Raw genomic sequence first — 25,018 nt, forward strand, 5'->3', positions numbered from 1 at the left:
TCAGATGTTTGCCGTCACCTCTTTGCACCAATCGGCAAAGCGGGAAATGGCTTCATCGGCGCCGATCTCGTTAAGCGTCTCGTGCCGCATGTCGGGATGGATCTCGGTTGTAATATGAGAGAAACCGGCACTTTTCAAATGGTTTGCCAGCCAGGAGATCGCTTTCGCATTATCGGTTGCCGGATCCTTGGCGCCTCCGACGAGATGGATGGGCATATCGCGTCGAAGCCGGTCGAGATAGATCTTTTGCGGTGCCCGGAAGGTAAGCTCCAATATGTCGAGCCAGAGCGAGACGGAAGCATCGAAGCCGCAAAGCGGATCGGCGATGTATCTGTCCACATGCTCGGGAATGCGCGAAAGCCAGTCGAAGTCGGTGCGGCGATTTGCGATCGACCGGCCCCAGGCGCCGAAGGTCAGCTTCGGCAAAGGGCCGCTTGGAACATCCGATCCCTTGAACATGCGCTCCGTCTTGAGGATGAGCTGGGCGGTGCGGCCCGCAAGGCCCGCATTGAAATTGGAATTCCACACGGCGACGGCATCGAACTTGTCCGGATGCGTGACGACCGTGTTGAGGCTGATCAATCCACCCATGGAGTGGCCGAACAGGATGATCGGCAGTCCGGGATGAGCGCTTGCGGCAAGCTCGCGCATGGCGAGCACATCAGCGATGACATGGTCCACTCCACCTCTTCGCGCGAAGCGGCCGATAGGCGCTTCATGGGCAACGGTCTCGCCGTGGCCGCGATGATCGTGAGCGTAGACATGGAAGCCTTGGCTGGCCATCGCATCAGCAAAGGCTTCGTAGCGGCGGGAGTGTTCGGCAAGACCATGCGATATCAGCAGGATGCCACGTGCTTCTCCCGTTGCCGGCACGTGATGATAGGCAATCTTCGCGCCCGTCGGGCTATTCAGGCGCTGCGTATCCGCGAACATGCATTCGGTCCTCCCTATTCGGACGAAAGGTTATCATCCCGCCGATTGCAATGGATAGGTGCCGAAGCACACAGAAATAAATCTTTCCGAGTGCTACGATTCAGGATTGCGTCCGCTCAATCAAACTGCTTATTTGTTCCTATAATGTTCTTATTGGAGGCAGAAATGAAGCAGTTGCTTCGGGTATTTGCAGTTGTATTTCTTTCGGTCGGGACGGCCGCGAGCGCCATGGCGCAGGAGCATAGCCGCGGGCGAACACGCTTTATCCTGGCGGCAAGCTGGGAGCCGGCATTTTGCGCGACGAACCAGAAGAAGGCGGAGTGCCGGAACCAGTCGTCGAACGATTACGATGCCAAGAACTTCTCGCTGCATGGTCTCTGGCCGATGCGGCAGGAATATTGCGATGTTTCGGAGGATTTGAAGCAGGCGGATCGCGGCCGCGACTGGAAGGATCTGCCGGCGGTGGAGCTGTCGCAGGATGTCAAGGCGAAGCTGGACAAGGCAATGCCGGGCACGCAATCCGGCCTCGAGCGGCATGAATGGATCAAGCACGGCACCTGCACGAAGCTCAGCGCCGACAAATATTTTTCCATCGCCGCCGGTCTGATCGCCGAGCTCAATGCGTCGTCCGTGCGCGATCTTTTCGCGGAGAATATCGGCAAGGAACTCGATGCCGAAAGCATCAAGGCTGCCTTCGACCAGAGCTTCGGCGAGGGCGCCAATGCGCGCATCAAGATGAGCTGCCGCCGTGTCGGCGATGTCAGGATGATTTCGGAACTCACCATCGGCCTCTCGGAGGATGCGATCGAACCCCAGCAAGGTAACGAGCCGCGGCTCGCCAAACTGATCCAAAGCGCAGGCAGCACTGCCTTCGGCTGCGACCGCGGCGTGGTGGACGCCGCCGGTTTCTAAGCTTTTCCGGGTTTTGTGACGCGGATAATGCCCTCGGACAAGGTTTCGCCGTTGCCCGAGGGCGGGGTTTCGCCTACATAGCGGCACAATTCGCAATGTTATCCGCCCGTGGAGTAACCCAAGCTATGGCACGTCAGTTTATTTATCATATGGCCGGACTGAATAAGTCCTATGGCGCCAAGAAGATCCTCGAGAACATCCATCTTTCCTTCTACCCCGACGCCAAGATCGGTATTCTCGGCCCGAACGGCGCGGGTAAGTCGACGGTGCTGCGCATCATGGCCGGTCTTGACAAGGAATATACCGGCGAAGCCTGGCTGGCCGAAGGCGCCACCATCGGCTACCTGGCGCAGGAGCCTCAGCTCGATCCCAACAAGACGGTGTTCGAAAACGTCATGGAAGGCGTCGCCAAGAAAACCGAAATCCTCAATCGCTACAACGAATTGATGATGAACTATTCCGACGAGACTGCGGAAGAGGCCGCCAAGCTCCAGGATATCATCGACAGCCAGAATCTTTGGGATCTGGAAAGCCAGGTCGAGATGGCGATGGAAGCGTTGTGCTGCCCGCCGCGTGATGCCGAAGTCACCAGCCTTTCCGGCGGCGAGCGCCGCCGTATCGCGCTGTGCCGCCTGCTTCTCTCGCAGCCGGACCTGCTGCTGCTCGACGAACCGACCAACCATCTCGACGCTGAGACCATTGCCTGGCTGGAAAAGCACCTGCGCGACTATCCGGGTGCCGTGATGATGATCACCCACGACCGATACTTCCTCGACAATGTTACCGGCTGGATTCTCGAACTCGACCGCGGCCGTGGCATTCCCTACGAAGGCAACTACTCCGCCTATCTGCAGGCCAAGGCCAAGCGCATGCTGCAGGAATCCCGCGAAGAAGCTGGCCGCCAGAAGGCAATCAGCCGCGAACAGGAATGGATCGCCTCCAGTCCCAAAGCCCGTCAGGCCAAGTCCAAGGCGCGTATCAACGCTTACGAACAGCTGGTCGATGCCGCCGAAAATCAGCGTCCGGGTGATGCGCAGATCATCATTCCGGTCAGCGAGCGTCTCGGCCAGGTGGTAGTCGAGATGGAGGGTATCACCAAAGGCTTCGAAGGTCGCACGCTGGTCAACGATCTGTCGATCAAGTTGCCGCCTGGCGGTATTGTCGGCATCATCGGCCCGAACGGCGCCGGCAAGACCACCCTGTTCAAGATGATCACCGGGCAGGAAAAGCCGGATGCCGGCTCGATTCGCATCGGCGAGACGGTGCATCTCAGCTATGTCGACCAGAGCCGCGACGCGCTTGACGGCAATAAGACCGTATGGGAGGAAATCTCCGGCGGCGCCGAAATCATCAAGCTCGGCAAGTTCGACATGAACTCGCGCGCCTATTGCGGCGCCTTTAACTTCAAGGGCGGCGACCAGCAGCAGAAGGTCGGCAATCTCTCCGGCGGTCAGCGCAACCGCGTTCACCTGGCCAAAATGTTGAAGGCTGGCGGCAACGTACTTCTGCTCGACGAACCGACCAACGACCTCGATACGGAAACGCTGGGGGCGCTGGAAAGCGCGCTCGAAAACTTCGCCGGCTGCGCCATCATCATTAGCCACGATCGCATGTTCCTCGACCGCCTGGCCACGCATATCCTGGCCTTTGAAGGCGAAGGGCATGTTGAATGGTTCGAAGGCAATTTCGAAGATTACGAGCAGGACAAGATCCGCCGCCTCGGCCCCGATGCTCTCAATCCGGGCAGCCAGGCGCACAAGCGACTGACACGATAAGTTTGCTGTCTTTCCGCTGTCTAGAACCCCGGCAGGGGACTGACCCCCGAAAGTTGGACATCAACCTTCGGGGGTTTTTCTTTGCGGTAGGGCAGGAAGCATATATTCCCCAGCCGACAAAAACTAACAGATTCCCGACGCCCTGCCGGCCTCTTCGGTGATTAGCCCCTTGCGGAGTCCATTCAAATCACATAAAGATATCTTTATATCTTGATTGGGTGTCGAATGACGGATGTGGTGAAGCTCGGCTTGGATGAAGTTGTTGACGTGCTGAAGGCGGTCGGCGAACCGACGCGGCTGCGTCTCATGGCACTGCTCGTGGCAAGTGATCTGACCGTCACCGATCTTACCGAGATTCTCGGCCAATCGCAGCCCCGCATCTCGCGGCATCTGAAGCTGCTTGGCGAGGCCGGCCTGATCGATCGCTATCAGGAAGGCGCCTGGGCTTATTTCCGCTTGAAGCAGGAAGGCAAGGCGGTGACCTTGGCGCGTACGCTTCTGCGTCACACCGCCGAGAAGGATACCGTCCTGCTGCGCGACGGCGAGCGCCTTGCTTCGGTCAAGCGCATCCGTGCCGAACGTGCGCAGGCTTATTTCAGCCGGAATGCCGCCGAATGGGACGAGTTGCGTCGCCTGCATGTCGCCGACGAGGATGTCGATAAGGCGCTGATCGAGCTGATCGGCCCGCAGCCGATCGATTCTTTCCTCGACCTCGGTACGGGTACGGGCCGGATGCTGCAGCTCCTGGCAGGCCACTACCGTCGCGCCGTCGGCATCGATGCCAGCCGCGATATGCTGGCGGTCGCCCGCGCCAATCTCGATCGCGCCAACATCACCGCCGCTTCGGTGCGTCATGGCGATATTTTCAACCTGCCGCTCGAGCAGCAGGATTTCGATCTGATCACCATCCATCAGGTGCTGCATTTCCTCGATCAGCCGGAGATCGCTGTTGCCGAGGCGGCGCGAATGCTGCGGCCCGGCGGCCGCCTCGTCATCATCGATCTCGCGCCTCATGGACTTGAATATCTGCGCGACGAGCATGCGCATCTGCGTCTCGGCTTCTCGGATCAGACCATGTCGGATTGGCTGAAGCTGGTAGGGCTGGATGTCGAGCGCGTGCAGCACCTCCATTCGGGGAGGGAAGGCGGTCAGGCGCTGACAGTCAGCATCTGGCTGGCGCGCGATCCGCGGCTGTTGATGGCAGCAAACCAAGGCCACCAGTCGTCCCCCATTCTTGCCGGGAGAGTTTGACATGTCCTCGAGATCCGAAAGCCTTAGTGACGGTATCCGCGTCTCCTTCGAATTCTTTCCGCCGAAGTCGGAAGAGGCCGAACAGCAACTGTGGAATACTGTTGAAGAGCTCAGCGACTGGGAGCCTGAGTTCGTTTCAGTCACGTATGGGGCAGGCGGCTCGACCAAGGCGCCGACGCTTTCGGCCGTACGCAAGATGATCCATGAAACGCCGTTCACGACGGCATCGCATCTTACCTGTGTCGGTGCGACGCGCGAAGATACGCATCGTGTGATCGACGAGTTCCTGGCTGCGGGCGTTCGCCGTTTCGTCGCGTTGCGCGGCGATCCGCCGGGTGGGGTGGGGTCGGCCTATCAACCACATCCCGGCGGTTATGCCAATGCCGCCGAACTGGTGGGAGCTTTGCGGGAGCGCGGCGATTTCGATATCTCCGTATCCGCCTATCCGGAAAAGCATCCGGAAAGCCGCGATACCGCTGCAGATATCGACATGCTGAAGCGCAAGGCCGAGAATGGCGCCGACCGGGCGTTGACCCAGTTCTTCTTCGATAATGACGCGTTCGAGCGCTATCATGATCGTGTTCGCGCGGCCGGCATCCGGATCCCCGTTGTGCCCGGCATCATGCCGATCCAGAACCTCACCCAGCTCAAGCGCTTTGCCGGCGCATGTGGCGCCAGCATTCCGTCCTGGCTTGATGATCGTTTCGACGGCCTGGACGAGAATGTCGAGGAACGCGCGAAGGTCGCCGCGGACGTCGCGGCCGAGCAGATCCAGGATCTGATACGCCGAGGCATTCATGAGTTTCATCTTTACACGATGAACCGCTCGGCGCTCGTCTCAGCCGTCCTTGAACGGCTTGGTCTTCAGCGCAAGGTGAATGCACGCGCCGGTGCCGCCGCCTGAGCATTTCGCGCGATTTGATCATGAAAAAGCGCATGTCCAGCTAGGGCATGCGCTTCTCTAATGAAACAGAGGTTTTGTTAGCTTTTCGGAGTTTGATCGTCTGCGAATTTTGCCAAAGCCGTCAGATGAAAAGCATCGTCACGACGAAAGCGAAGGCCGCACCGACCACTAGGACGTTGATGGATCGCGTCAATCCCATGTCTTCCTCCTCAGTCAGCCGTTAAATTTTATGTCGAAAATATGTTGTTTGGAAAGCAAATTCGATGCTGCGGCGCGGCATGGGGTTGGTGTTTCGATTCAGATAATCGCGGCAGTATTTTGATTTTACTATGAAAATTCAGGTTGCCGTTAAAGTGACGGGTTGTGAATAAGTATTAACATGCTGTGACCGCTGGCTACCCGATGGAGCAGCCAATCATGTCGCGCGCGTTCTTATGCCGTGTTTCATCCATGCATAAAACCGGCCGTCGAGGACGAGCAGACCCGCGCCGATCAGCGCCATGCCGGCTATCTCGGCGAAGCCAAGCCGTTCATCCAGAAACAGGAAGCCAAGCAGAAGTGCACTTGGCGGCACCAGCAGGGTCACCAGTGAAGCGTTCGTAGCGCCGGCCAGCGCCATGATGCGAAAATAGAGAATATAGGCGAAAGCCGTCGATAGCAGCGCCAAGCCCAGGATGGCAGCGATCGCTGTTGCCGGCGGCGCCGCAAGAGACCAGGGTTGGTCAACGATCACAGCGACCGGCAGCATGATCAGTGAGGAGCCGGTCAACTGACCGGCCGCGACGACAGGTGGGGCAATGCCCTTAAAGCGCTTGGCGTAGATTGCGGCAAAACCATAGGAAATCGCGGCCAGGATCGGCAGCGATAACGCCCAGAAGGGAACCGAGCCGCCGGTGGTGACGCTTGGTCCGAGCAGTACCGCCGTCCCGATCAGTCCGATGAAACAGCCGATGAGCTTGGCCGGAGTGAGGCGTTCGTCGGTCGTCAGCTGGTTGCCGATCAGGACGGTCCAGATCGGCGTGGTTGCGTTGAGGATGGAGGCGAGACCGGCGCCCATCTGCGTCTGACCGAAGAAGATAAGGGTATGCGGCACGGCATTGTTGATGAGCCCCAGCAGGAGAAATTGTCGCCATTGGGTCCGCAATACCTGGTAGATGCCAAAGCGGCCGGCAAGGTAGAGATGCAGCGCCAGCGCCGCCAGAGACAGGCGCAGAAGAACGAGCGTAAAGGGCGGAACGTGATGGACCGCAATACGGGCGAAGAAAAACGAACCACCCCAGATCAGCCCGAGTAATAGAAGCAGCCCCCAGGTCAAGGCGCTCATGCGGTTTTCGTTACTCATTGTCGTCTCCCCCGTTCGGTCCATGTAACCCGGGAGAGGGCTGGGGTTCCACCCGTTTTCTGCCAAATATGCGGCAGCTGGCTTGGGAGGCGTTGGCGGAATTCCGCGCAACAAAAAGGCGGCTCGAGGCCGCCTTTTCGATAGGGATGCAAAAGAGTTCAAAGCGCGTTGAGCAGCACCGTTGTCGCCCAGCCGTCCGCCGGCATGCCGAGGCGGAATTGCTCCTTCTGGATGGCGACGCGCGTGCCGGAGCCGAGAATGCCATCAATCTTGCCGACATCGTAGCCGCGCGCCACGAGCTTGGTCTGAAGCGCCTTCATGTCGACATCGTTCAGGCCTGCCTCAGGCGTACCCTTGTTATAGGGCGGGGCACCGGCAAAGCGCGTGGCGAAATAGGCGGCCGAGGTCGTGTACACGAAGGACTGGTTCCATCCGAGATAGGCATTGGTGTAGTTCGGATAGGCCAGGAAAGCCGGACCCTGGCGACCCTGCGGCAGAATAAGCGCAGCCGACAAAGAGCCGAAATTGGTGTTGCCGTCACGCGGCTTAACGCCGAGCTTGAACCAATCACCAGCCGTCAGCGTGCCGCCGATGCCGGACTTTTCCCAGGGAAGATTGTCCGGGACCGTTACTTCCTGCAGCCATGGCTGGCCGCGCTGGAAGCCGAGGCTCTGTATATATTTAGCTGTGGTCAGAATGACGTCAGGCGCGCTCGTCTTCAAATTGACATGGCCATCGCCGTCGCCGTCAACGCCGTATTTGATGATCGATGGAGGAAGCATCTGTGTCTGGCCGATTTCACCAGCCCATGCACCTGTCGTAGTATTCGGATCTGCATCACCGTGCTGTACCATCTCGATGTATGAGATCAGGCGCGGACGGAAAAACTCGGGACGACGGCAGTCGTGAGAAAGAGTCACCAGGGCGTTGCGAGTGTTGAAATTGCCCTGCACAACGCCGAAATCGGTTTCCATCGCCCAATAGGCGGTGATGACACCGGGAGGTACGCCATAATCCTGCTCGGCCTTGGCGAAGACGTCGGCATACTGCTTCATCTTCTGGCGGCCGATATCGAGGCGGCCCTGGCTGACGGTGCGCTGGGAAAACTCGAGGAAGGTCTGGCGAAAGACGCCCTGGCTGCGGTCCATGGCGAGAACCTTCTGGTCGATCTGCGCGCCAGCGAGCGTCTTGTCTGCGGCGGCGGCATCCGCGCCGTCAGCAATCGCCTCGGCCTTCACGCCGGCCAGGAATGCGGCGAGATCGCCGCCGCAGGCGACTTTTGGAGTTGCGTCGCTGCTCGCGGGCGGCACGGCTGCCGGAGCAGCGCTCTGTGCCATTGCCGTACCGGTCATGGCTGAAGCGAAGAGCAACGCAAGAGCGCTGCGTCGAATGGTTTGACGATCCATGAGCGATCCTTCCCAGGTGATAGAATAGGGTCGCTTTCACAGAAGATTGTGACATAAGCAAGAGTGAAGTGGAGTCGGCCTTAAGAATTTCCTTGCTTCTCTACTGCCGCCACCCAGTTTTGCCAGTTCTGCTCGGAACCGCCGAAAACATTGATGTCCGTCGGACCTTTGATGCCGGGTATGACCCCCGTCGACGTATACTGCCAGAAGGCCCAGCTGCGATCCGCATAGGTCTCCTTCGGATGCTTGGCGACCGAGCGGACCCAGAAGCGATAGTCCTTGAAGTAACCGACAAGATTTTCGCGATGAAAATCGACCGACGTATAGATGATCGGGCGCTTGCCATAATAGGCTTCGAGGCGATCCATGAAACGCTTGATTTCCGTTCTCACCGTTTCGGGAGCCGGTCTGGTCTTGCAGGTCGGCGAGCCGGGGTTCCATTCGACATCGACGACAGGCGGAAGCGCCATTGTATCCTTCGGCACATTGCGGATGAACCAATCGGCCTGTTCGTCGGCGGTAGAGCAGAAATAGAAGAAATGATAGGGCGCGTGCAGAAGCCCGGCGGCATTGGCTTCCTGCCAATATTCCGTAAACCGCGGATCGATCCGGTCCTTGCCCTCCGTCGCCTTGATGAAGACGAAGGCAACACCCGACCCCTTCACGGTTTTCCAATCGATATCGCCCTGCCATTTGGAAACGTCGATGCCATGGATGGGGTGGCGCTGCGGATGGTCGCGGCCGAAATCCTGTGGTTTCGTATCGCTGAATCTGGTTTTGGGAAGGGCAGCCGTCGAAAGGGCGTCATAGCCCGTCGTGCAGCCATTCAAGAAGAGGGCGAGCGGCAGTAGACATGCCAGAAGCCAGCGCATGCGTAACCCGTTATGGCGCGAGTGATCTTGCTGCCCCAAGGCTTGGCTTCCGTAATATGGTCCCCGAGAATCCGAAAGAGCGGCAGACCATACCGTTGCCGGCTGGTCTTGCCACTTTATTCACCATATCAACGTAAAAAATGCGTTATCTTCAAGCAAATTCTTATGTTTGGCGCATTCTTTGACGGATTTTGCGCTGGAATCCGCCGTCGCTCAGGCGCCGGGCTTGCTTGCCACAGCGCGCCAGGCATAGCCGCGACCGATTCTTTCGGTCTTCACGGACATGCCGCGTGCCTGGGCCTTGTCTTGAAGCACGGTCAGAAGGTCGGCGCGCGGATCGACATGGAACTTCTTCAGCCAACCCTTCAGAAGCGCTCTGAACCAGCCCGGTAGGCCTTCCTGCTGGCCGAAGTCGACGATATGCAGTTCGCCGCCCGGAGCGACAGCATTGAGCGAAGCATCGATTGCGCTTTTCCAGTCCGGGATCATCGACAGCGCATAGGAAATCATCACGCGGTCGAACCCGCCGACGCCGAAATCAGAGGGTGAAAAGGCTGTGGCATCGGCGACGCGGAAATCCGGCATCTGCTTCAGACCGCGGAAATTATTTCCCGCCGAAATCAGCATTTCCTGGGAGATGTCGAGGCCATAGAAGCGGGCGGAAGGGAAGCGGCGATAAGCGAGCAACATGTTGCGGCCGGTGCCGCAGCCCACTTCCAGGCAGGAGCCGCCGGCAGGCACATTCAGGTGCTCGATCGTGCGGTCACGGCCGAACAGGTAGTATTTGCGGGTCAGGTCATAGATGTGGCGCTGATAGCGGTACATGCCGTCCATCAGCTTGGCATGGTTATTATCGCTGGTTTCTATGCCCGTATCCGCCTGGCTCACGCTTTTTTCCCGTAGATGTGGAAGCCGCCGTAGATGGCCGAGCGATCGCGTGCATTGAGCTCCTGCGAACGTTCTTCGAAATAGACCCATTGGTCGCGGATCGCCGGAGAAAGGCGACCCTCGATGATGCTCTTTTCAGCGGCGGTGCGGAAGATGACGCGCGCGCCTTCGCGCGCCGTGCGGGTAATTTCGGCCCAGAGATTGTTGAGCTGTTCGTCGGTCATCCAGTCCTGAGCATCGAGTAGGATGTAGCGATCACGCGAGGCAGCCGGTTTGGAGGCCAGAAGCTCGATGAAATTGGCGTGATGCACGTCGACGCGGTCGGCATTGGCGCGGATCGCGGCATAGTGTTCCGGCTTGAGATAGGTTGGCAGCGGACCCTGATGCTGGGCGGCGTAGCGACGCGCAAACGCCTGCCAGGCAAAATAGTTGTCGCGCATCGGGAAGTGACAGGCGAGCTTTTCAAGACGGTGCTTCAGCACGGCGGAAATGGAATCGTCGCCCGCAAGGCTTGCGAGTTCGTCATACTGCTGCGGCGGAATGCCGAGACCAAAGAGCGAGCTTTTGCGGCCGAGCAGCCAGCGAACGGCCCTCTTGTCGAAGATCGGCGCGATCTCTTCCTCGAAGAATTGGCGCTGTTCGCGCATGGTGCGGGCTTGCGTCATCTTGTCGAGACGAACGCCATTCAGGCGCGCCAGCATATGGGCTGCGCCGATGAAGCGGCCGAGAAGGCCGGTCTTATAGATATTGCGATTGAAAACCGTGATCCGGCGGCGGCCGTAGAGGTCGCGACCGTCCCAATAGTCGGCAGTTGCCGTGTCGAGGCGCGATGCGATGAACTGGTCGTAGGCCTGGCTATTGGCGGTAACGTCCGGCGTGCCGAAGAAGCGCACCAGATCAGCATGACCAGGCAGCAAGCGGAAGGCTGCAAGCTTCAGCTTGTTGAGTGCGATGTGATGGCGGTTCAGGTCAACGACGTCGATCGAGGCAGGGTTCTGCGAGAGATAGGCGAGCATGTTGCAGCCGCCGGAACCGATGGTCACGATGCGGTGATGCGGCTGAAGCTCCATCGCCTCCATGTCGATATCCGGATCTTCCCAGATTTGCGGATAGACGAGGCCTGAAAACAGCATTCCGAAGAGGCGCTCGGAGAGGCCGGCCTTGGACAGCGCCTTATGCTGCAGGAGAGCGTCCTTGAGTTTCCGGTTCTTTTGGAGACCGGCATCCGGGGCGAATTCCGTCATCTGAGTCTTGTCACCGATTTGTGAAGTTCAGGGCGTGTAACCCGGCAATGCTACAGTCTGATGACGCGGGCTGTTGGCAGAGCCGGCGGAAAAACACCCTTGCACATATTTAAGGTGCGGCAGCCATCATAGGCCTTTCATATTGCTGCGTTTCCTGATTGTCTCCGCGTACCTTTTGGAGGGTGTGTGACATGCGTTTGATATCGAGAATGATCGCGGCTCTTATTGTTTTGCTGCTGATCATTGTCGCTGGCGGAGCCATTGGGCTTTCCCTTTACCCGCCGGAATTGCTCAAGGTTGGTGATGGCTATGCCGCAAAGATCGTCTGCTCGAACACGTTCGTGGCAAAACGCGACCCGGATAAGGTGCTGGAAGAAGACGTGCAGGCCCCCGGCAATCCGGCGCTGAAGCTCATTCGGGTTTCCGTCGATCGCGACGAAGGCGTCGTGACCGCCCGTTTCCTTGGTTTGTTTGCACCGAACTATGCGCTTTATCGCGGGGCGCTCGGCTGCACGGCGGTCCCCGATGGCGATTTGCAGGCGGCTCGCAGTGCGGTCTTCCTGAACAAGATCAAGGCACCGAAGAGCGATGCGCTATGGCCCGATGGAGATGCGGTCAACGTCGGCCAGGGCGAGCAGGGCGCGAAGCTTGCCAATATCGTCACGAACCCGGATCTCGCCGGGCCGGCCATGCGGGCGGTCGTCGTCGTCAAGGACGGGCATATCGTCGCCGAGAACTATGGCGACGGCTTCAGTAAGGCGACACCTCTCATCGGCTGGTCCATGACGAAAACAGTCAATGCCGCCATCATCGGCCGCCTGATGATGGCGGGACGCATGTCTTTCGACGATCAAAACCTGTTGCCGCAATGGAGCGCGGACGAGCGCAGGAATATCAAGCTCAGCGATCTCCTTGCCATGGAGAGCGGTCTTGTCTTCAACGAGTCCTATGGCAGCGTGTCCGATGTGACACGTATGCTCTATCTCGAGCCGGATACGACCAGCGTCGCGGCCGGTGCGCGTCAGGTCGCAGCGCCAGGCGAGCGCTTCAGCTATTCAAGCGGCACCGCAACCCTGCTTTCACGCCTCTGGATGAATCGGTTGCCCAATCTGAGTGCCGCCGTCTCCTATCCGCGCGAAGCGCTTTTCGGACCGCTCGGCATGTACAGCGCCGTTTTGGAGGCCGATGAGCGCGGGACCTTTGTCGGCAGTTCCTATCTCTACGCCAATGCTCGCGACTGGGCGCGTTTCGGTCAGTTCCTGCTTCAGGACGGCGTGTGGAACGGGCATCGGTTGCTGCCGGAGGGCTTTGTCGGCGCCATGCGTACGCCGACAAAGGCGTCGGAAGGTGTCTATTCTCAGGTTCAGGCCTGGCTTGCGGGTCCCGGCGGCTCGAATGCGCAATACGGTCTGCCCGCAGATACGTTCTGGATGAGCGGCCACGACGGCCAGACGGTGGCCATCGTTCCGTCCGCCAATCTGGTTGTCGTACGGATGGGATTGACGCCAGCCTGGGCGGACTACCGGCCGCAAATCCTGCTGAAACGGATCATGGATGTGATAAAGCCGGCCTCGAGCTAGAGCGAGGCCAGGAAAGTTGGCAGCGGTTTTTCCCGGGAATTGCGCAAAAAGCGAAGAGACCGAACGGTTCGGCGTTTCCGTGAAATGCCGAACCGTTCCAAGCCGACTTTCAAAATGCCTTGATGAAATCAGTAATTGCCGTTGGCGACATCTGTCAGGCCCTTGCGCTTGGCATCATAATAGTAGCCACGTGCATAAAGCTGGACGGCATTGGTTTCCTTGTTTGTGGCCTTACTGTCTGCCGTCATCCAAGCGCCGCGCAGATATTTTGCGGCGTATTTGATGTTGGTTTCCGCATCGAGCAGGCCGGACGCCGGGCCTTCGTAACCCATGGATTTGGCCGTATTGTATTTGATCTGCATCAGGCCGAAATATCCGGCCCGGTTGTACGCCTTCGGATTATAGCGGCTCTCGCGATGAACGACGCGATGGATCAGCGATTCCGGGATTTCGTAGAGCTTGGCATATTTCTGGATGAGCTTGGAGACGTAGCTCTTTTCTTCGGCAGGTACGTCTGAATCGTAATTCCGGGTCGTCACCACTGCGGGAACGACAGTCGGGCCGCTGCTGTCGAAATTGAAGTCATAATGCATGCGGTTGTCCGCATAGCGCGGCTGGCCGATCTGTGCCGGCGTTGCGAACGCGACTTCAGCCTGCGCTTCGGATCCGGGACGCGGCGTCGGTACGGCGACCTGAATGGCGGCAATATCCGACGTCATCGGAATGGTCGGTTCACCTTGCGCGACGGAGGCCGAGACCGGCGTCAGGGCGGCGTCGCCGGGGCGTGCCGGATTGGGCATCGGGATCGCGACCACGGAAGGCACGAGCGGCACGTCGGATGCGGCATAGGCCGCGGCTGTCGTGGTATTGGCGGCAGGCACGCCGGTCGCCGCGGCAATTGCGACCGTTCCTTGGTTGGGGGCGTTTGCCGCCGGGGTGCCGAAACGTGATCGAGCTGCATCGATCTGCTGCTGGTTCACGGCGCCGGGAGCGGCGTTTACCGTGCCTGGGCCAACACGGCCGGATTTTGCCAGTGCTACCTGTTGCTGCGGCTGCCGCGGGCCGATGAATCCCGGCGCTACTGCGGCCATTGCCGCGCCACCCGTAGACGAGGCAGTGCCGGTTGCGGTCAGGGTCGTATTTGGATGCGGCACGTTGGTGTGTGCCGACGGGAGTTCTGCCTGAGACGTCTGCTGCTGAGTGCTTGCACACCCGGCGAGAGCGCCGCACATCATTGCCGAAAAGGCAACGCTGCGCTTCAGGCTGGGAAATCCGATCGCTACCATTCTGTCACTTTCGAAAATCAAACCTAATTTCGATGCAATTCGGCCACAGAGCCGCCAAATTCGGCCACAGGATCGATAAAATTATGAATCCCCATTAACCTATCCGTGATCGGCCCGCAACCCTGCACCGCCTCAGGCGGCCATCCGGCGGTATCCGGCCGTCACGGCACCGGCGGCAATCAACAGGGTGCCACCCGTTCTGTTGACGGCACGTTGCACGCTTGCCTTGCGGATGAAGCCGTGTGCCATGTCGGCTACGAACACGTAAATGAGCGAGTTCAAGGCTGCCAAAGTGAGGAAGGTCGCCTCCAAAATAAGCGTTTGCTCAAGAAATGGCTTCGATAGGTCAAGAAATTGCGGCACGAAGGCGATGAAGAACACGATGCTCTTCGGGTTGAGCGCCGTTACAACATATGCGTGCAACATGATTTTTAACGGTTTTTCCTCAGGGAGATTGTCATTGTCGCCCAGCGGACCCGTCACGATCGGCGCTCTCCACAGCTTGATTCCGAGGAAAACGAGGTAGGCCGCGCCGATCAGCTTGAGAATCGTGAACAATGCCGCCGACGTGGCGAGAAGGGCGCCGAGGCCAGCCAGGGAGGCGGTCATTGCCGTAAAATCGCCCAAAGTGACGCCGGTCACCGTTGCCAAGGCCGTCTTGCGGCCGTGGCCCAGTGCGTAGGATATCACAAGGAGAATGGTCGGACCCGGTATGGCCAGCATGATGCAGGACGCGGCGGCGAAAGCGAGCCAGGTTTCGATGGACATGGAATCCTCCTCTATTCCTCTTCCGCTGCCAGCAAAGACACCGGATTTGCGATCCGTCAATCCGCCTGATTATGAATTGGGCCGCCTGATTATGAATCGGGCCGCTTGATCACAGATCAGGCCGACTGATCGCCGATCAATCAGGCTTGTGTGTATTTCTGCCCGATATGGTCCATTACGTCGGCGAACCATAGTTGCGTGATGTCGAATGCCTTGCCGCCCTTGATGCGGGGGAATTCGATGGCGCGCAACTTGCCGCCCTGTCCTTCATCATGGCCGGTGACGCCCGATACCTTGTTAAGCGCACTTTCCACCGCGAGATCGACCATGCCCTGGATCAGGCGGAGATCTTCGCCATTTGCGGGGGCGGAGCGTGCGAAATAGCCCGACTTCTGCACCATGGAGCGTTCGGCGCCGATAATTGCGGCAAACTGCTTCTGGAACCAGCCGCCGACATTGATCGTATCGATCTTCACGTGGCCGAAGGCGTCACGCTTGACGGTTTCGCCGGCGGCCTCGCGTTCGGCGACGATAGCGCCGAGTCCAGCACCTTCCGACACGAACAGCGTCACCTGGCCGGTCTTTTCCATGATGGCGCGCAGACGTTCGCCTTCCGCCTCGATGTCGAACAGCATTTCCGGCAGATAAAGACCGTCGATGCGCTTCAATTCGGCATTCATCATGAAGCCTTCGACATATTCGTTCGCGCTGGTTTTCTGGATATAGGCGCGCGCCGTCGCGGCCGTCAGCCAGCCGCAGTGGCGGCCCATCACCTCATGAATGACCAACGTGCGCGGCGCGGCGGTCTGTTCGTTGCTGACATTGTCGAAGAAATGCGCGCCGACCTCGGCTGCCGTCCAGGCGCCAAGAGACTGGCGGATCGGCACGACATCGTTATCAACAGTCTTCGGCAGGCCGACGACGGTCAGATCATAGCCGTTAGCGCCGAGATAGGCGGCGAGGTCCGCCGCGGTGGTATTGGTGTCGTCGCCGCCGATCGTGTGAAGGATGGTGATGCCGTCGGAAGCCAGTCGCTCGGCCGCGACGCGCAGCGGGTTTTCGCCTTCCTTAACCAGACCGCGCTTGACGCAATCGGCAATGTTGGTGAGCTTGACGCGGCTGTTGCCGATCGGCGAGCCGCCATAGCGATGCAACAGATAGGCCTGTTCGCGCATGGTCGGGGTCACCTCGATGCTGTCTCCGAGCAGCACGCCCTGATAGCCGGAACGATAGGCGATGATGTCGAGATCAGGTGCCACGTCGCTGTAGCGCTGGATCAGCCCGCCAACCGCGGAAGAAAGGCAGGGCGCCAATCCGCCGGCGGTGAGCATTGCGACTTTCTGTTTGGCCATGGAGATCCTCCTTGCAGTCAAGCTGCTTCATTTCAATGGTTGCGGTGGGAATGGATGCGACAGCCGGGCATGGGTGTAAAGTAAAGAATTTAAGAAATCCGCGGTTTGTTTTGCCGCTGGAGGGCAGATCGTGCACAATTGGATGAGGTGCGAAGTACGCAATCATTACCAAATTGTGAAAAGAGTTTTCCGCCTTGCGACGAATGGACTGCTTGCAATGGCAACCATAATTTGATCAAGGTGTTCTACTGTTTAGAGGCCGTTGGAACCACCATGTCGTTTTGGGAAAAATTGCTGAATGCTATCGGTAGCACTGCCGGCAATGCCCTGTCCGCGGTGGTCGAAGCTATTCGCACCGTGTTCGAAGGTGATCCGGAAACCCGGCGCAAAGTGGCCTTTTCCGTCGCCATCATCGCGCTTTCGGCCAAGATGGCGAAGGCTGACGGCGTGGTGACGGAAAATGAGATCAACGCGTTTCGCGAGATCTTCGAATTTCCTCCCGACCAGGCCAAGAATGTCGCACGCCTTTATAATCTGGCGCGTCAGGATGTCGCCGGTTACGAGGCCTATGCGGAGCGGCTGTCCTCGCTTTGCGAGACCTGCACGAAGAATTGCCCGGTGCTGGAAGACGTGCTGGACGGGCTGTTCCATATCGCCAAGGCCGACGGCTTGATCCATGAGAAGGAGATGGCCTTCCTTCAGCATGTCGCCGAAATCTTCCATATGAGCGAACAGCGGTTCGAGCAGATCATGGCCCGCCATGTGAGTGCCGGTGGCCGTGACCCCTACAAGGTGCTCGGCGTATCGCGGCAGGACGATTTTCCGACGATCCGCCGCCGCTATCATGGCCTCGTCTATGAGAACCATCCGGATCGTCTCGTGTCGCGAGGGGTTCCCGAAGAGTTCCAAGCCATTGCCAACGAGCGAATGGCAGCCCTGAATGCGGCTTATGCCGAGATCGAGAAAGAACGCCGCGCCGCATGAGTGCATTTAAGGCCGATTTCACTCGCGCCCACGTGCAGCCTTCGCCGAACCATGGCGAGCGGCGGGACGAGTGCCGGCCCGATATCATTCTTCTGCATTATACCGGCATGGGCACGGCCGAGGGTGCTCTTGATTGGCTCTGTCGCCCGGAGAGCCAGGTGTCGAGCCACTATTTCGTTTTCGAGGACGGCCGCATCGTGCAGCTTGTTCCGGAAGAGCGTCGCGCTTGGCATGCAGGCAAAAGCTCCTGGCATGGTGATATCGATATCAATTCGCGGTCGATCGGCATCGAGATCGCCAATGCCGGCCATCCGGGCGGACTTCCGGATTTTCCCGATGCGCAGGTCGAAGCGGTTGTCGAACTGTGTCGCGATTGCGGCCAACGCTGGGCAATCGCGCCGGAACGCGTGCTCGGACACTCCGACGTGGCGCCCGTGCGAAAGGTGGATCCGGGCGAGAAATTCCCTTGGGCGGAGCTGGCTAAGGCAGGGGTGGGACATTGGGTGGAACCGACGCCGATCACCGGCGGAAGGTTCTTCCAGAAGGGCGATGTCGGTCAACCGATCGAGGCGCTGCAGTCCATGCTGTCGCTTTATGGCTACAGCACTGAAATAACGGGAGAATTCTCGGAGAAGCTGAAGGGGGACGTCGAAGCCTTTCAGCGCCATTTCCGCCAGGAGCGTGTGGATGGCATTGCCGATTTTTCCACGATCGATACGCTTCATCGCCTTCTGTCCGCGCTGCCCCGCTATTCGTAGCCTTTCCGCCGCCGCCTGCTATGTTTATAGCCGGCTATTGATGCGAAAATGCGTAACTCCCTGCTACGCCACATCTTTTCCCTATTATCTCCGCATTGCATTGGTCTAACGACGCTCGCTGAACGGCGGTCGCGCCGTCTGGGTTTGTGTGTCGCGCGGCCGTAGACGACTAATGGGGACTGTGCAATCCGGCGGCTCTTTTTGCCTCCAGCCGGACGTGACGGCGTGTGCTGTCCGCGGTCCCACCCCTGGAGACAAAAGACTACATGAAAAATTTGATTGTTGCGGCTGCAGCATGCGTGGGCGTGCTGCTGGCGGGATATGATTGCGCCTTTGCGGCCCAGCGTGGCGCAAAGCAGAAAACGGTTCCACTCAAGATCGTCAGCCGCACCACCGGCTTTCCGATGCCAAACGTTCCCGCCGAATTGCGTGATGCGGAAACCTCCTTCGCACGAGAAAATCGTTACTCCTTCCTGATTGCCAAATATGCCAAGCAGAACGGCGTTGCCGTTGAACTGGCGACCGCCGTCATCAAGATCGAAAGCAATTTTAATCCGAAAACCCGCGGCAGTGCCGGCGAGATCGGCCTGATGCAGATCAAGCCGGCAACCGCTAGGCTGATGGGATATGCCGGAGGGGCCAAGGGGCTCTACGATCCCGAGACGAATATCAGATTCGGCATGAAATACCTGGCCATGGCGCAGGATCTCGGCGGCGGTCCGACCTGCAATACCATCCTCAAATACAATGCTGGCCACGGCGCCACGCGCATGAATCCGATTTCGAAGCGCTATTGCGGCAAGGTGCTGGCGCTTCTGGACTGACGTCCGCTGAGTCAGGAATTACGGGGTAGGGCGGGTTCGTCTTCTATGCTATCGAATCGCTGTTGTTTGCGAGGATCATGGTATGGTAGCGGATTTCAGATTCATCGTCGTCGGCCGGGGTATGATGGGAGCAGCCGCTGCCCGTCACCTGGCCAGGCAAACCGACGGTATTGCCGTCATCGGGCCGGATGAACCCGAAGATCGCGCCAATCATCAGGGCGTCTTCGGCAGCCATTACGACGAGGGCCGTATCACCCGGACGATCGATCCCGATGCCGATTGGGCTCGCCTGGCGAACCGTTCGATCAGCCGCTATGCGGAAATCGAACGGGATAGCGGCATTCAGTTCTATGCGCCGGTCGGTTGCCTGGTCACCGGTCCGAAACGCGGAGGAGAGACCACCTATGTCGGCGATGTCGTCGAAGCTGCGGGTCGGCTCGGTGTTCAAACCGAAATCCTCGGCGACGCAGAGCTTGAGAAGAAGTTCCCGTTCTTCTCCTTTGCATCGGGAAGCGAAGGCGTCTTTGAACCGCGCGGGGCAGGCCATATCAGTCCGCGCCGGCTGGTGAAGGCGCAGTCGCGGCTGGCGGAAAAAGCCGGCGCCCGGGTCATCAAGCAGACGGCACTATCGATCCGCGACGAGGGTGGTCTGGCGGTCGTCACGACAGCAGAGGGCGAGACCTTCAGCGCGGAAAAAATCCTACTGGCCGCCGGCGGTTTCTCCATTGCGGAGAATCTCTTGCCGCGACCTGTTGAGATGAAGGTTTATGGTCGCACGGTCACCTTCTTCGAGGTCAGCGAAGCAGAAGCCGAGGCTCTTTCCGGCATGCCCTCGCTGATATCCGTGACGCCCAATGATGTGGACAGCATCTATATGCTGCCACCGATCCGCTATCCCGACGGCAATTATTACATCAAGATTGGCGGCGATCCCGATGATCTTCAATTCGAGACCGAGGCGGAATTGCGTGCCTGGTTTCGCACGGCTGGGCGCGACAAAGCCCGCGAACACCTGGTGCGAATCTTCCACGCGCTCGTTCCCGGTGTGAAGCGCCCTGCGGCTTTCACCAATTCTTGCGCCGTTTCCTATTCGCCGACGGGGTATCCGATGATCGGCTATACGTCGTCGCCACGCGTGGCGGTTCTGACTGGGGGCTGCGGCACGGCTGCAAAGAGCTCCGACGAAATCGGCAGGCTGGGGGCGGAGCTGTTGCTCGCAGGCCGAATCAAGGACCAAGGCTACGGCACGGATTTTTCAGCGCATTTCCGCAACTGACATCTAGCGCTCACGAAGCTGCATATTTCGGTGGCAATTGCGGTCGGTCTCGGTTAATGAGCCAGTGCCAGTTGGCCGGGCAGCCGCGCTTCATCAATGCCGAAAGGCGATGAGGTGAGGAAAGTCCGGGCTCCACGGAAACACGGTGCCGGATAACGTCCGGCGGGGGCAACCTCAGGGAAAGTGCCACAGAAAGCAAACCGCCCGGCTTTGCGCCGGGTAAGGGTGAAAGGGTGGGGTAAGAGCCCACCGCGTCTCTGGCAACAGCGACGGCACGGAAAACCCCACCGGGAGCAAAACCGAATAGGGATGACGCGGGGCGCGCAAGCGTTCCAGCCCGTTTCCGGGCCGGTCATCCGGGTGGGTTGCATGAGGCGTCGCGCAAGCGCCGTCCCAGATGAATGGCTGCCACGTTCCGGCCTCGGCCGGAGCCATACAGAACCCGGCTTACAGGCCAACTGGCAAATCATCGCGCTTTTCGGAAAGGCGTGTTTCCCGCTTTCCGCAAATAATTTCGAGAGTGGCGATGTGCCCTGGATTTCGAGGGCTTGCGGCCTTGGCAGGCGGGGCGTTTCGCCTGTGAAAACAATCCGTTTCGGGGCGTTGGCTGAGGCCGATCCTAACCTTTCGTTAAACTTAACGGCTTATGAATATTCGAGCTGATGCCATGCCAGACGTGGCCTCATCCCATTGACGCCCATATGGTCCCATGGTATCCCAAAAGAACACTGCATACGGGCAAATTAGTGCCCAATCATCGCAAGGCCGTGATTGCTTCCGTTCCGGAAGTGTCGAAGGGGTGTCCGCTCTTTCGGCTTGCGAAGCTGTGTCCGATTTTGGCTGTGCCTGCGAGCGTGTAGCTGCTTGCGGGTCATGGGGGACGGGTGTTTCGCGTCATGAACCGCTTCCTGTCAAATGCGACCAACCGGATCGATGCCAAGGGGCGGGTTTCCGTGCCGGCGGCGTTTCGTTCCGTGCTGGCCGAGCGCAATATCCAGGAGCTGTACTGTTTCCAGGATTTTGTGTTTCCGGCGATCAGTGTCGGCGGTCTCGATCTGCTCGATCGTTTCGAGCGGCAGATTGCGGCGGACGATCCGTTTTCGCCGGCGGCAAACCAGATGTCGCTCCTCATTCATGGGGGCGGGGTCTTTATGAGGCTCGATGCGGAAGGGCGGCTGATGGTCACGGATTTCATCCGCGACTTCACCGGAATTGCGGGCGAAGTGACTTTCGTCGGGCGAGCGGATCATTTTCAATTGTGGCGACCGGAGGCCTTCCTGGCCTTGCAGGCGCAAGCACGAGAGGAGCGCAGGCTGGCGGGCAGGCGCTCGGAATAGAGCGGGGAAACGGAATGGCGGCGAATTCAGGCGGAGGTTCTTCTGATGCCGGTGGCGGACCGGTTCGTCACATTCCGGTTCTTCTTTCCGAGGTGATCGATGCGCTGGCTCCCGCACCCGGCCGGATCATCCTTGATGGAACGTTCGGGGCTGGCGGCTATACGTCGGCTATTCTTGCCGCCGGTGCCGATGTGATCGCGCTTGATCGCGATCCGACGGCGATTGCGGCAGGGCAGGCGCTTGTTTCGGCCCATGCCGGTCATCTCAATCTCATCCAATCGCAGTTTTCCCGGCTGGCCGATCATGCGCCGGCAGGTGGCCTTGATGGTGTCGTGCTCGATATCGGCGTTTCCTCCATGCAGATCGACGAGGCCGAGCGCGGCTTTTCCTTCAACAAGAACGGTCCGCTCGACATGCGCATGTCGGCAAGCGGCGTGTCGGCTGCCGATGTCGTCAATCGCGCCAAGCTCGCCGATCTCATTCGCATCTTTGTGTTCCTTGGCGAGGAAAAGCAGGCGCCGCGTATCGCGCATGCGATCGAGAAACGGCGTGCGGAGGCTCCTTTCGTCACCACTCGCGATCTGGCCGGGTTGATCGAGATCGTGACGCCGCGAAAGGCGAAGGACAAGATTCATCCTGCGACGCGGGTCTTCCAGGCCTTGCGCATTTTCGTCAATGACGAGCTCGGCGAGTTGGCCCAGGCATTGTTTGCAGCCGAGCGCGCCCTCAAGCCGGGCGGGCGCCTTGTCGTCGTGACCTTCCATTCGCTGGAAGACCGGATCGTCAAGAAGTTCTTTGCCGATCGCTCAGGCCGCGCCGCCGGGTCGCGCCACATGCCGATCGTGAGTGAGCGGCCTGCTACCTTCGAGCCGGTCGGCAAGTCGATGATCTCAGCGAGCGAGGCCGAGGCGGAGGCCAATCCGCGCGCTCGCTCGGCCAAGCTGCGTGCGGGGCTTCGGACCGCCGCGCCAGCCGAAGCTGCCGATCTCTCGATCTTCGATCTGCCCAATCTCGCCAGTCTCGGAAAGCTCGGAGGTTGAGATGCTAAAGACTTTTGACATCGTTCTGATCGGCGTCATGACGGCCATGGCCAGCGTGACCTATACGATCAAGCATCGGGCCGAGCTGAAGCTGGAAGAGGTTCGTCGTCTCGAATCTGAAATCAAGCTCGAGAAGGACACGATCGAACTTCTGAAGGCGGACTGGGCGCTGGTCTCGCAGCCGAACCGTCTTGAAAAGCTCGTCAACGCCTATAGTGGCGAGCTGCAGCTGCAGCCGACGCTTTCGACCGCGATCGTCCAGCCGAGCGAGATGCCGATGCTGCGCTCGCAGCTTCCGCCGCCGACGGTGACGGCATCCAACGATCCGAAGAGCGGCAAGCCCGTCAAGGGCAATGCATCCGCAGCCTCCAAGAACAGTGATACGACCGACGCGCAGATCAGGAAGGCCATCGCGGATGTGGCCGCCGCTCCTGCGCCGCGGCCGAAGGCACCCGCCTTGGCGAAGCGCAAGAAACCAGACATCGACAATATCGCAACGGGATCGGTGGACGAATAATGTCTTTTCTTTCTCGCATCATGGTTCTGAAGAGCAAGGCGCACTTCTCCACCGACGGCAACAATCGACCGAGCGACGGCTTTTCGCGCTCGACGTTCGAAGGCGCGCGCAAGCGCAAGGCCACCCAAGCCAAGAGCCGCGTCGTTCTGCTGGTGGCAAGTTTCATCGCAGTCTATTGTGTGATCGGTGCTCGTCTTACCCAGTTCGCGATGACGCCGCCGGATACGACGTCAAGCATTTTGCCGCCCGATCGGCTTATGGCGTCGCGGCCCGACATCGTCGATCGCAACGGTGCTCTTCTGGCAACGGACATCCGCACCGTCTCGCTGTTTGCCGAGCCTAACAAGATCATCGATCCGGATGAAGCCGTCGAGGAGCTGCGCAAGGTCCTGCCGGATCTCGATGCGAAGTCCACCTATAAGAAGCTTTCGGTAAAGAGCTCGCATTTTGCCTGGCTGCGCCGGCAGCTGACGCCGAAACAGCAAAGCCAGATCCTGGCGCTGGGCATTCCCGGCATCGGGTTCCGCCCGGAGAAGCGCCGCTTTTATCCCGGCGGCTCGACCGCGGCCCATATTCTCGGCTACGTCAATATCGACAACCGCGGCGTTGCCGGCATGGAGAAATATATCGACGACCAGGGGCTCGCCGATCTCGCCGCCGCGGGCATGACCAACGACCAGCCGCTGCAGCCGGTCAAGCTGTCGATCGATCTGCGCGTGCAGGACATCGTCCATGACGCCGTCGTCAACGCCGTCAAGAATTTCCAGGCGAAGGGTGCCGGCGCGGCGGTGATCAATGTTCACACGGGCGAAGTGGTTGCCATGGCATCCGCGCCTGATTTCGATCCGAACTACCCGAACGAAGGTGCCGCTGAAGGCTGGCTCAATCGCATGACGAACGGTACGTTCGAAATGGGATCGACCTTCAAGACCTTCACCATGGCAATGGCATTCGATTCCGGCAAGGTCACGCTGCGCGATGCCTTCGATGCCACCAACCCGATCCGCATCGGCGGCTTCACCATTAAAGATTTCCACGGCCAGCATCGCGTGCTGACCGTTCCGGAAATCTTCCAGTACTCGTCCAATATCGGCACGGCGAAGATCGCCGACCTGGTCGGCATCGACGCGCATAAGGAATTCCTCACCCGCATTGGCCTGCTCTCCAAGATGCAGACCGAACTGCCTGAGGTGAAGATGCCGACACAGCCCCGCGTCTGGAAGAAGATCAATTCGATCACGATCTCCTTCGGCCACGGCGTCTCGACGACGCCATTGCAGACGGCCGTCGCCGGTGCGGCGCTCGTCAACGGTGGCAAACTGATCGAGCCGACCTTCCTGCCTCGCACCGTCGACCAGGCGGATGAGATCGCCAAGCTCGTCGTCAAGAAGAGCACGAGCGACAACGTACGCTTTCTGCTGGATTTCAATGGCTCCAAGGGATCGGGCCGCGCTGCCCGCGTGCCAGGCTACGATGTCGGCAGCAAGACCGGTACGGCCGACAAGGTGGTCAACGGCCGCTACTCCAATACGCTGAACTTCAACACCTTCATGGCCGCGTTCCCGATCGATAATCCGCAATACATCATCATGACCTTCTGCGACGAGCCGAAGACCGGTGAGCATGGCGGCACGATCTCTGCCTATACCGCGGCGCCGATCGCGCGCGACATCATCGCCCGGGCCGCACCGATCCTCGGCATCCAGCCAAGTTTTGGAAACGGCAACTCGGCCTTGCTGGTGTCTTATTAAGCGTGAAAGAATACACAC

22 protein-coding genes and 1 other RNA gene are annotated in these 25,018 nt (G+C 59.4%); 14 read left to right on the forward strand and 9 right to left on the reverse strand.

The features are described 5' to 3' along the window. Complete coding sequence (locus tag FP026_RS12315) at positions 1–933, reverse strand: alpha/beta fold hydrolase (RefSeq protein WP_149634885.1); 933 nt, start codon at positions 931–933, stop codon at positions 1–3. 165 nt (positions 934–1,098) lie between these two features. On the opposite strand from FP026_RS12315, the gene FP026_RS12320 reads away from it, so the two are divergent. From FP026_RS12320 to metF, 4 genes are all read left to right on the forward strand, one after another. Next, the gene (locus FP026_RS12320) at positions 1,099–1,845 is read left to right on the forward strand and encodes a ribonuclease T2 family protein (protein WP_149634886.1); all 747 of its coding nucleotides are present in this window, start codon (positions 1,099–1,101) and stop codon (positions 1,843–1,845) included. A 125-nt stretch (positions 1,846–1,970) separates the two neighbouring features. Beyond that, on the forward strand, positions 1,971–3,620 hold the full coding sequence (gene ettA, locus FP026_RS12325; protein ID WP_149634887.1) for an energy-dependent translational throttle protein EttA: 1,650 nt from the start codon (positions 1,971–1,973) through the stop codon (positions 3,618–3,620). 225 nt (positions 3,621–3,845) lie between these two features. Further along, a complete protein-coding gene (locus FP026_RS12330; protein WP_149634888.1) occupies positions 3,846–4,871 on the forward strand; it encodes an ArsR/SmtB family transcription factor in 1,026 nt (341 codons plus the stop codon). 1 nt (position 4,872) lies between these two features. Next, positions 4,873–5,775, forward strand: coding sequence for a methylenetetrahydrofolate reductase [NAD(P)H] (metF, locus tag FP026_RS12335; protein ID WP_149634889.1), 903 nt, complete (start codon positions 4,873–4,875; stop codon positions 5,773–5,775). A 415-nt stretch (positions 5,776–6,190) separates the two neighbouring features. Here metF and FP026_RS12340 read toward each other — a convergent pair whose 3' ends face one another. The 5 genes from FP026_RS12340 to FP026_RS12360 form a co-directional block, all read right to left on the reverse strand. Next, a complete protein-coding gene (locus FP026_RS12340) occupies positions 6,191–7,117 on the reverse strand; it encodes a DMT family transporter (protein WP_149634890.1) in 927 nt (308 codons plus the stop codon). 158 nt (positions 7,118–7,275) lie between these two features. Continuing rightward, positions 7,276–8,523: a lytic murein transglycosylase gene (locus tag FP026_RS12345; RefSeq protein WP_149634891.1), complete on the reverse strand. Its 1,248-nt coding sequence runs from the start codon at positions 8,521–8,523 to the stop codon at positions 7,276–7,278. An 80-nt stretch (positions 8,524–8,603) separates the two neighbouring features. After that, on the reverse strand, positions 8,604–9,395 hold the full coding sequence (locus FP026_RS12350) for a glycoside hydrolase family 25 protein (protein ID WP_149634892.1): 792 nt from the start codon (positions 9,393–9,395) through the stop codon (positions 8,604–8,606). A gap of 213 nt (positions 9,396–9,608) precedes the next feature. Beyond that, positions 9,609–10,283 carry a class I SAM-dependent methyltransferase gene (locus FP026_RS12355; RefSeq protein WP_149634893.1) on the reverse strand — a complete coding sequence of 225 codons (675 nt, stop codon included), beginning with the start codon at positions 10,281–10,283 and terminating at the stop codon, positions 9,609–9,611. After that, entirely contained in the window at positions 10,280–11,527 is a 1,248-nt protein-coding gene (locus tag FP026_RS12360) for a DUF3419 family protein (protein ID WP_149634894.1), read from the reverse strand. Before FP026_RS12360 ends, FP026_RS12355 begins: the two co-directional genes overlap by 4 nt. Positions 11,528–11,718: 191 nt before the next feature. On the opposite strand from FP026_RS12360, the gene FP026_RS12365 reads away from it, so the two are divergent. Continuing rightward, positions 11,719–13,107 carry a serine hydrolase domain-containing protein gene (locus tag FP026_RS12365; RefSeq protein WP_149634895.1) on the forward strand — a complete coding sequence of 463 codons (1,389 nt, stop codon included), beginning with the start codon at positions 11,719–11,721 and terminating at the stop codon, positions 13,105–13,107. Between the two features lie 128 nt (positions 13,108–13,235). On the opposite strand, the gene FP026_RS12370 is transcribed toward FP026_RS12365, so the two are convergent. From FP026_RS12370 to FP026_RS12380, 3 genes are all read right to left on the reverse strand, one after another. Then, the gene (locus FP026_RS12370; protein ID WP_149634896.1) at positions 13,236–14,393 is read right to left on the reverse strand and encodes a lytic transglycosylase domain-containing protein; all 1,158 of its coding nucleotides are present in this window, start codon (positions 14,391–14,393) and stop codon (positions 13,236–13,238) included. A gap of 132 nt (positions 14,394–14,525) precedes the next feature. Then, on the reverse strand, positions 14,526–15,161 hold the full coding sequence (locus tag FP026_RS12375; RefSeq protein WP_149634897.1) for a LysE family translocator: 636 nt from the start codon (positions 15,159–15,161) through the stop codon (positions 14,526–14,528). Positions 15,162–15,301: 140 nt separating this feature from the next. Next, a complete protein-coding gene (locus tag FP026_RS12380) occupies positions 15,302–16,513 on the reverse strand; it encodes a pyrophosphate--fructose-6-phosphate 1-phosphotransferase (protein WP_149634898.1) in 1,212 nt (403 codons plus the stop codon). Between the two features lie 273 nt (positions 16,514–16,786). Between FP026_RS12380 and FP026_RS12385 the strand changes: the two genes are divergently transcribed. The 9 genes from FP026_RS12385 (at position 16,787) to FP026_RS12425 (ending at position 25,000) form a co-directional block, all read left to right on the forward strand. After that, entirely contained in the window at positions 16,787–17,497 is a 711-nt protein-coding gene (locus tag FP026_RS12385; protein ID WP_149634899.1) for a J domain-containing protein, read from the forward strand. Further along, positions 17,494–18,255, forward strand: a complete 762-nt coding sequence (locus FP026_RS12390) for an N-acetylmuramoyl-L-alanine amidase (protein ID WP_149634900.1) — start codon at positions 17,494–17,496, stop codon at positions 18,253–18,255. Before FP026_RS12385 ends, FP026_RS12390 begins: the two co-directional genes overlap by 4 nt. A gap of 266 nt (positions 18,256–18,521) precedes the next feature. Then, a complete protein-coding gene (locus tag FP026_RS12395; RefSeq protein WP_149634901.1) occupies positions 18,522–19,079 on the forward strand; it encodes a lytic transglycosylase domain-containing protein in 558 nt (185 codons plus the stop codon). 82 nt (positions 19,080–19,161) lie between these two features. Beyond that, the gene (locus FP026_RS12400; RefSeq protein WP_149634902.1) at positions 19,162–20,355 is read left to right on the forward strand and encodes an NAD(P)/FAD-dependent oxidoreductase; all 1,194 of its coding nucleotides are present in this window, start codon (positions 19,162–19,164) and stop codon (positions 20,353–20,355) included. Positions 20,356–20,422: 67 nt separating this feature from the next. Continuing rightward, an RNA gene (gene rnpB / locus FP026_RS12405) (RNase P RNA component class A) lies at positions 20,423–20,821 on the forward strand. Between the two features lie 430 nt (positions 20,822–21,251). Continuing rightward, positions 21,252–21,692, forward strand: coding sequence for a division/cell wall cluster transcriptional repressor MraZ (mraZ, locus tag FP026_RS12410; RefSeq protein WP_149634903.1), 441 nt, complete (start codon positions 21,252–21,254; stop codon positions 21,690–21,692). 14 nt (positions 21,693–21,706) lie between these two features. Next, entirely contained in the window at positions 21,707–22,732 is a 1,026-nt protein-coding gene (gene rsmH / locus FP026_RS12415) for a 16S rRNA (cytosine(1402)-N(4))-methyltransferase RsmH (RefSeq protein ID WP_149634904.1), read from the forward strand. A 1-nt stretch (position 22,733) separates the two neighbouring features. Next, positions 22,734–23,249, forward strand: coding sequence for a cell division protein FtsL (ftsL, locus tag FP026_RS12420; protein WP_149634905.1), 516 nt, complete (start codon positions 22,734–22,736; stop codon positions 23,247–23,249). Further along, the gene (locus FP026_RS12425) at positions 23,249–25,000 is read left to right on the forward strand and encodes a peptidoglycan D,D-transpeptidase FtsI family protein (RefSeq protein WP_149634906.1); all 1,752 of its coding nucleotides are present in this window, start codon (positions 23,249–23,251) and stop codon (positions 24,998–25,000) included. Before ftsL ends, FP026_RS12425 begins: the two co-directional genes overlap by 1 nt. The last annotated feature ends 18 nt before the right edge of the window (positions 25,001–25,018 follow it).

The sequence above is a fragment of the Martinezella tropici genome, from assembly GCF_008370325.1.
Classification (GTDB): domain Bacteria; phylum Pseudomonadota; class Alphaproteobacteria; order Rhizobiales; family Rhizobiaceae; genus Rhizobium; species Rhizobium tropici_B.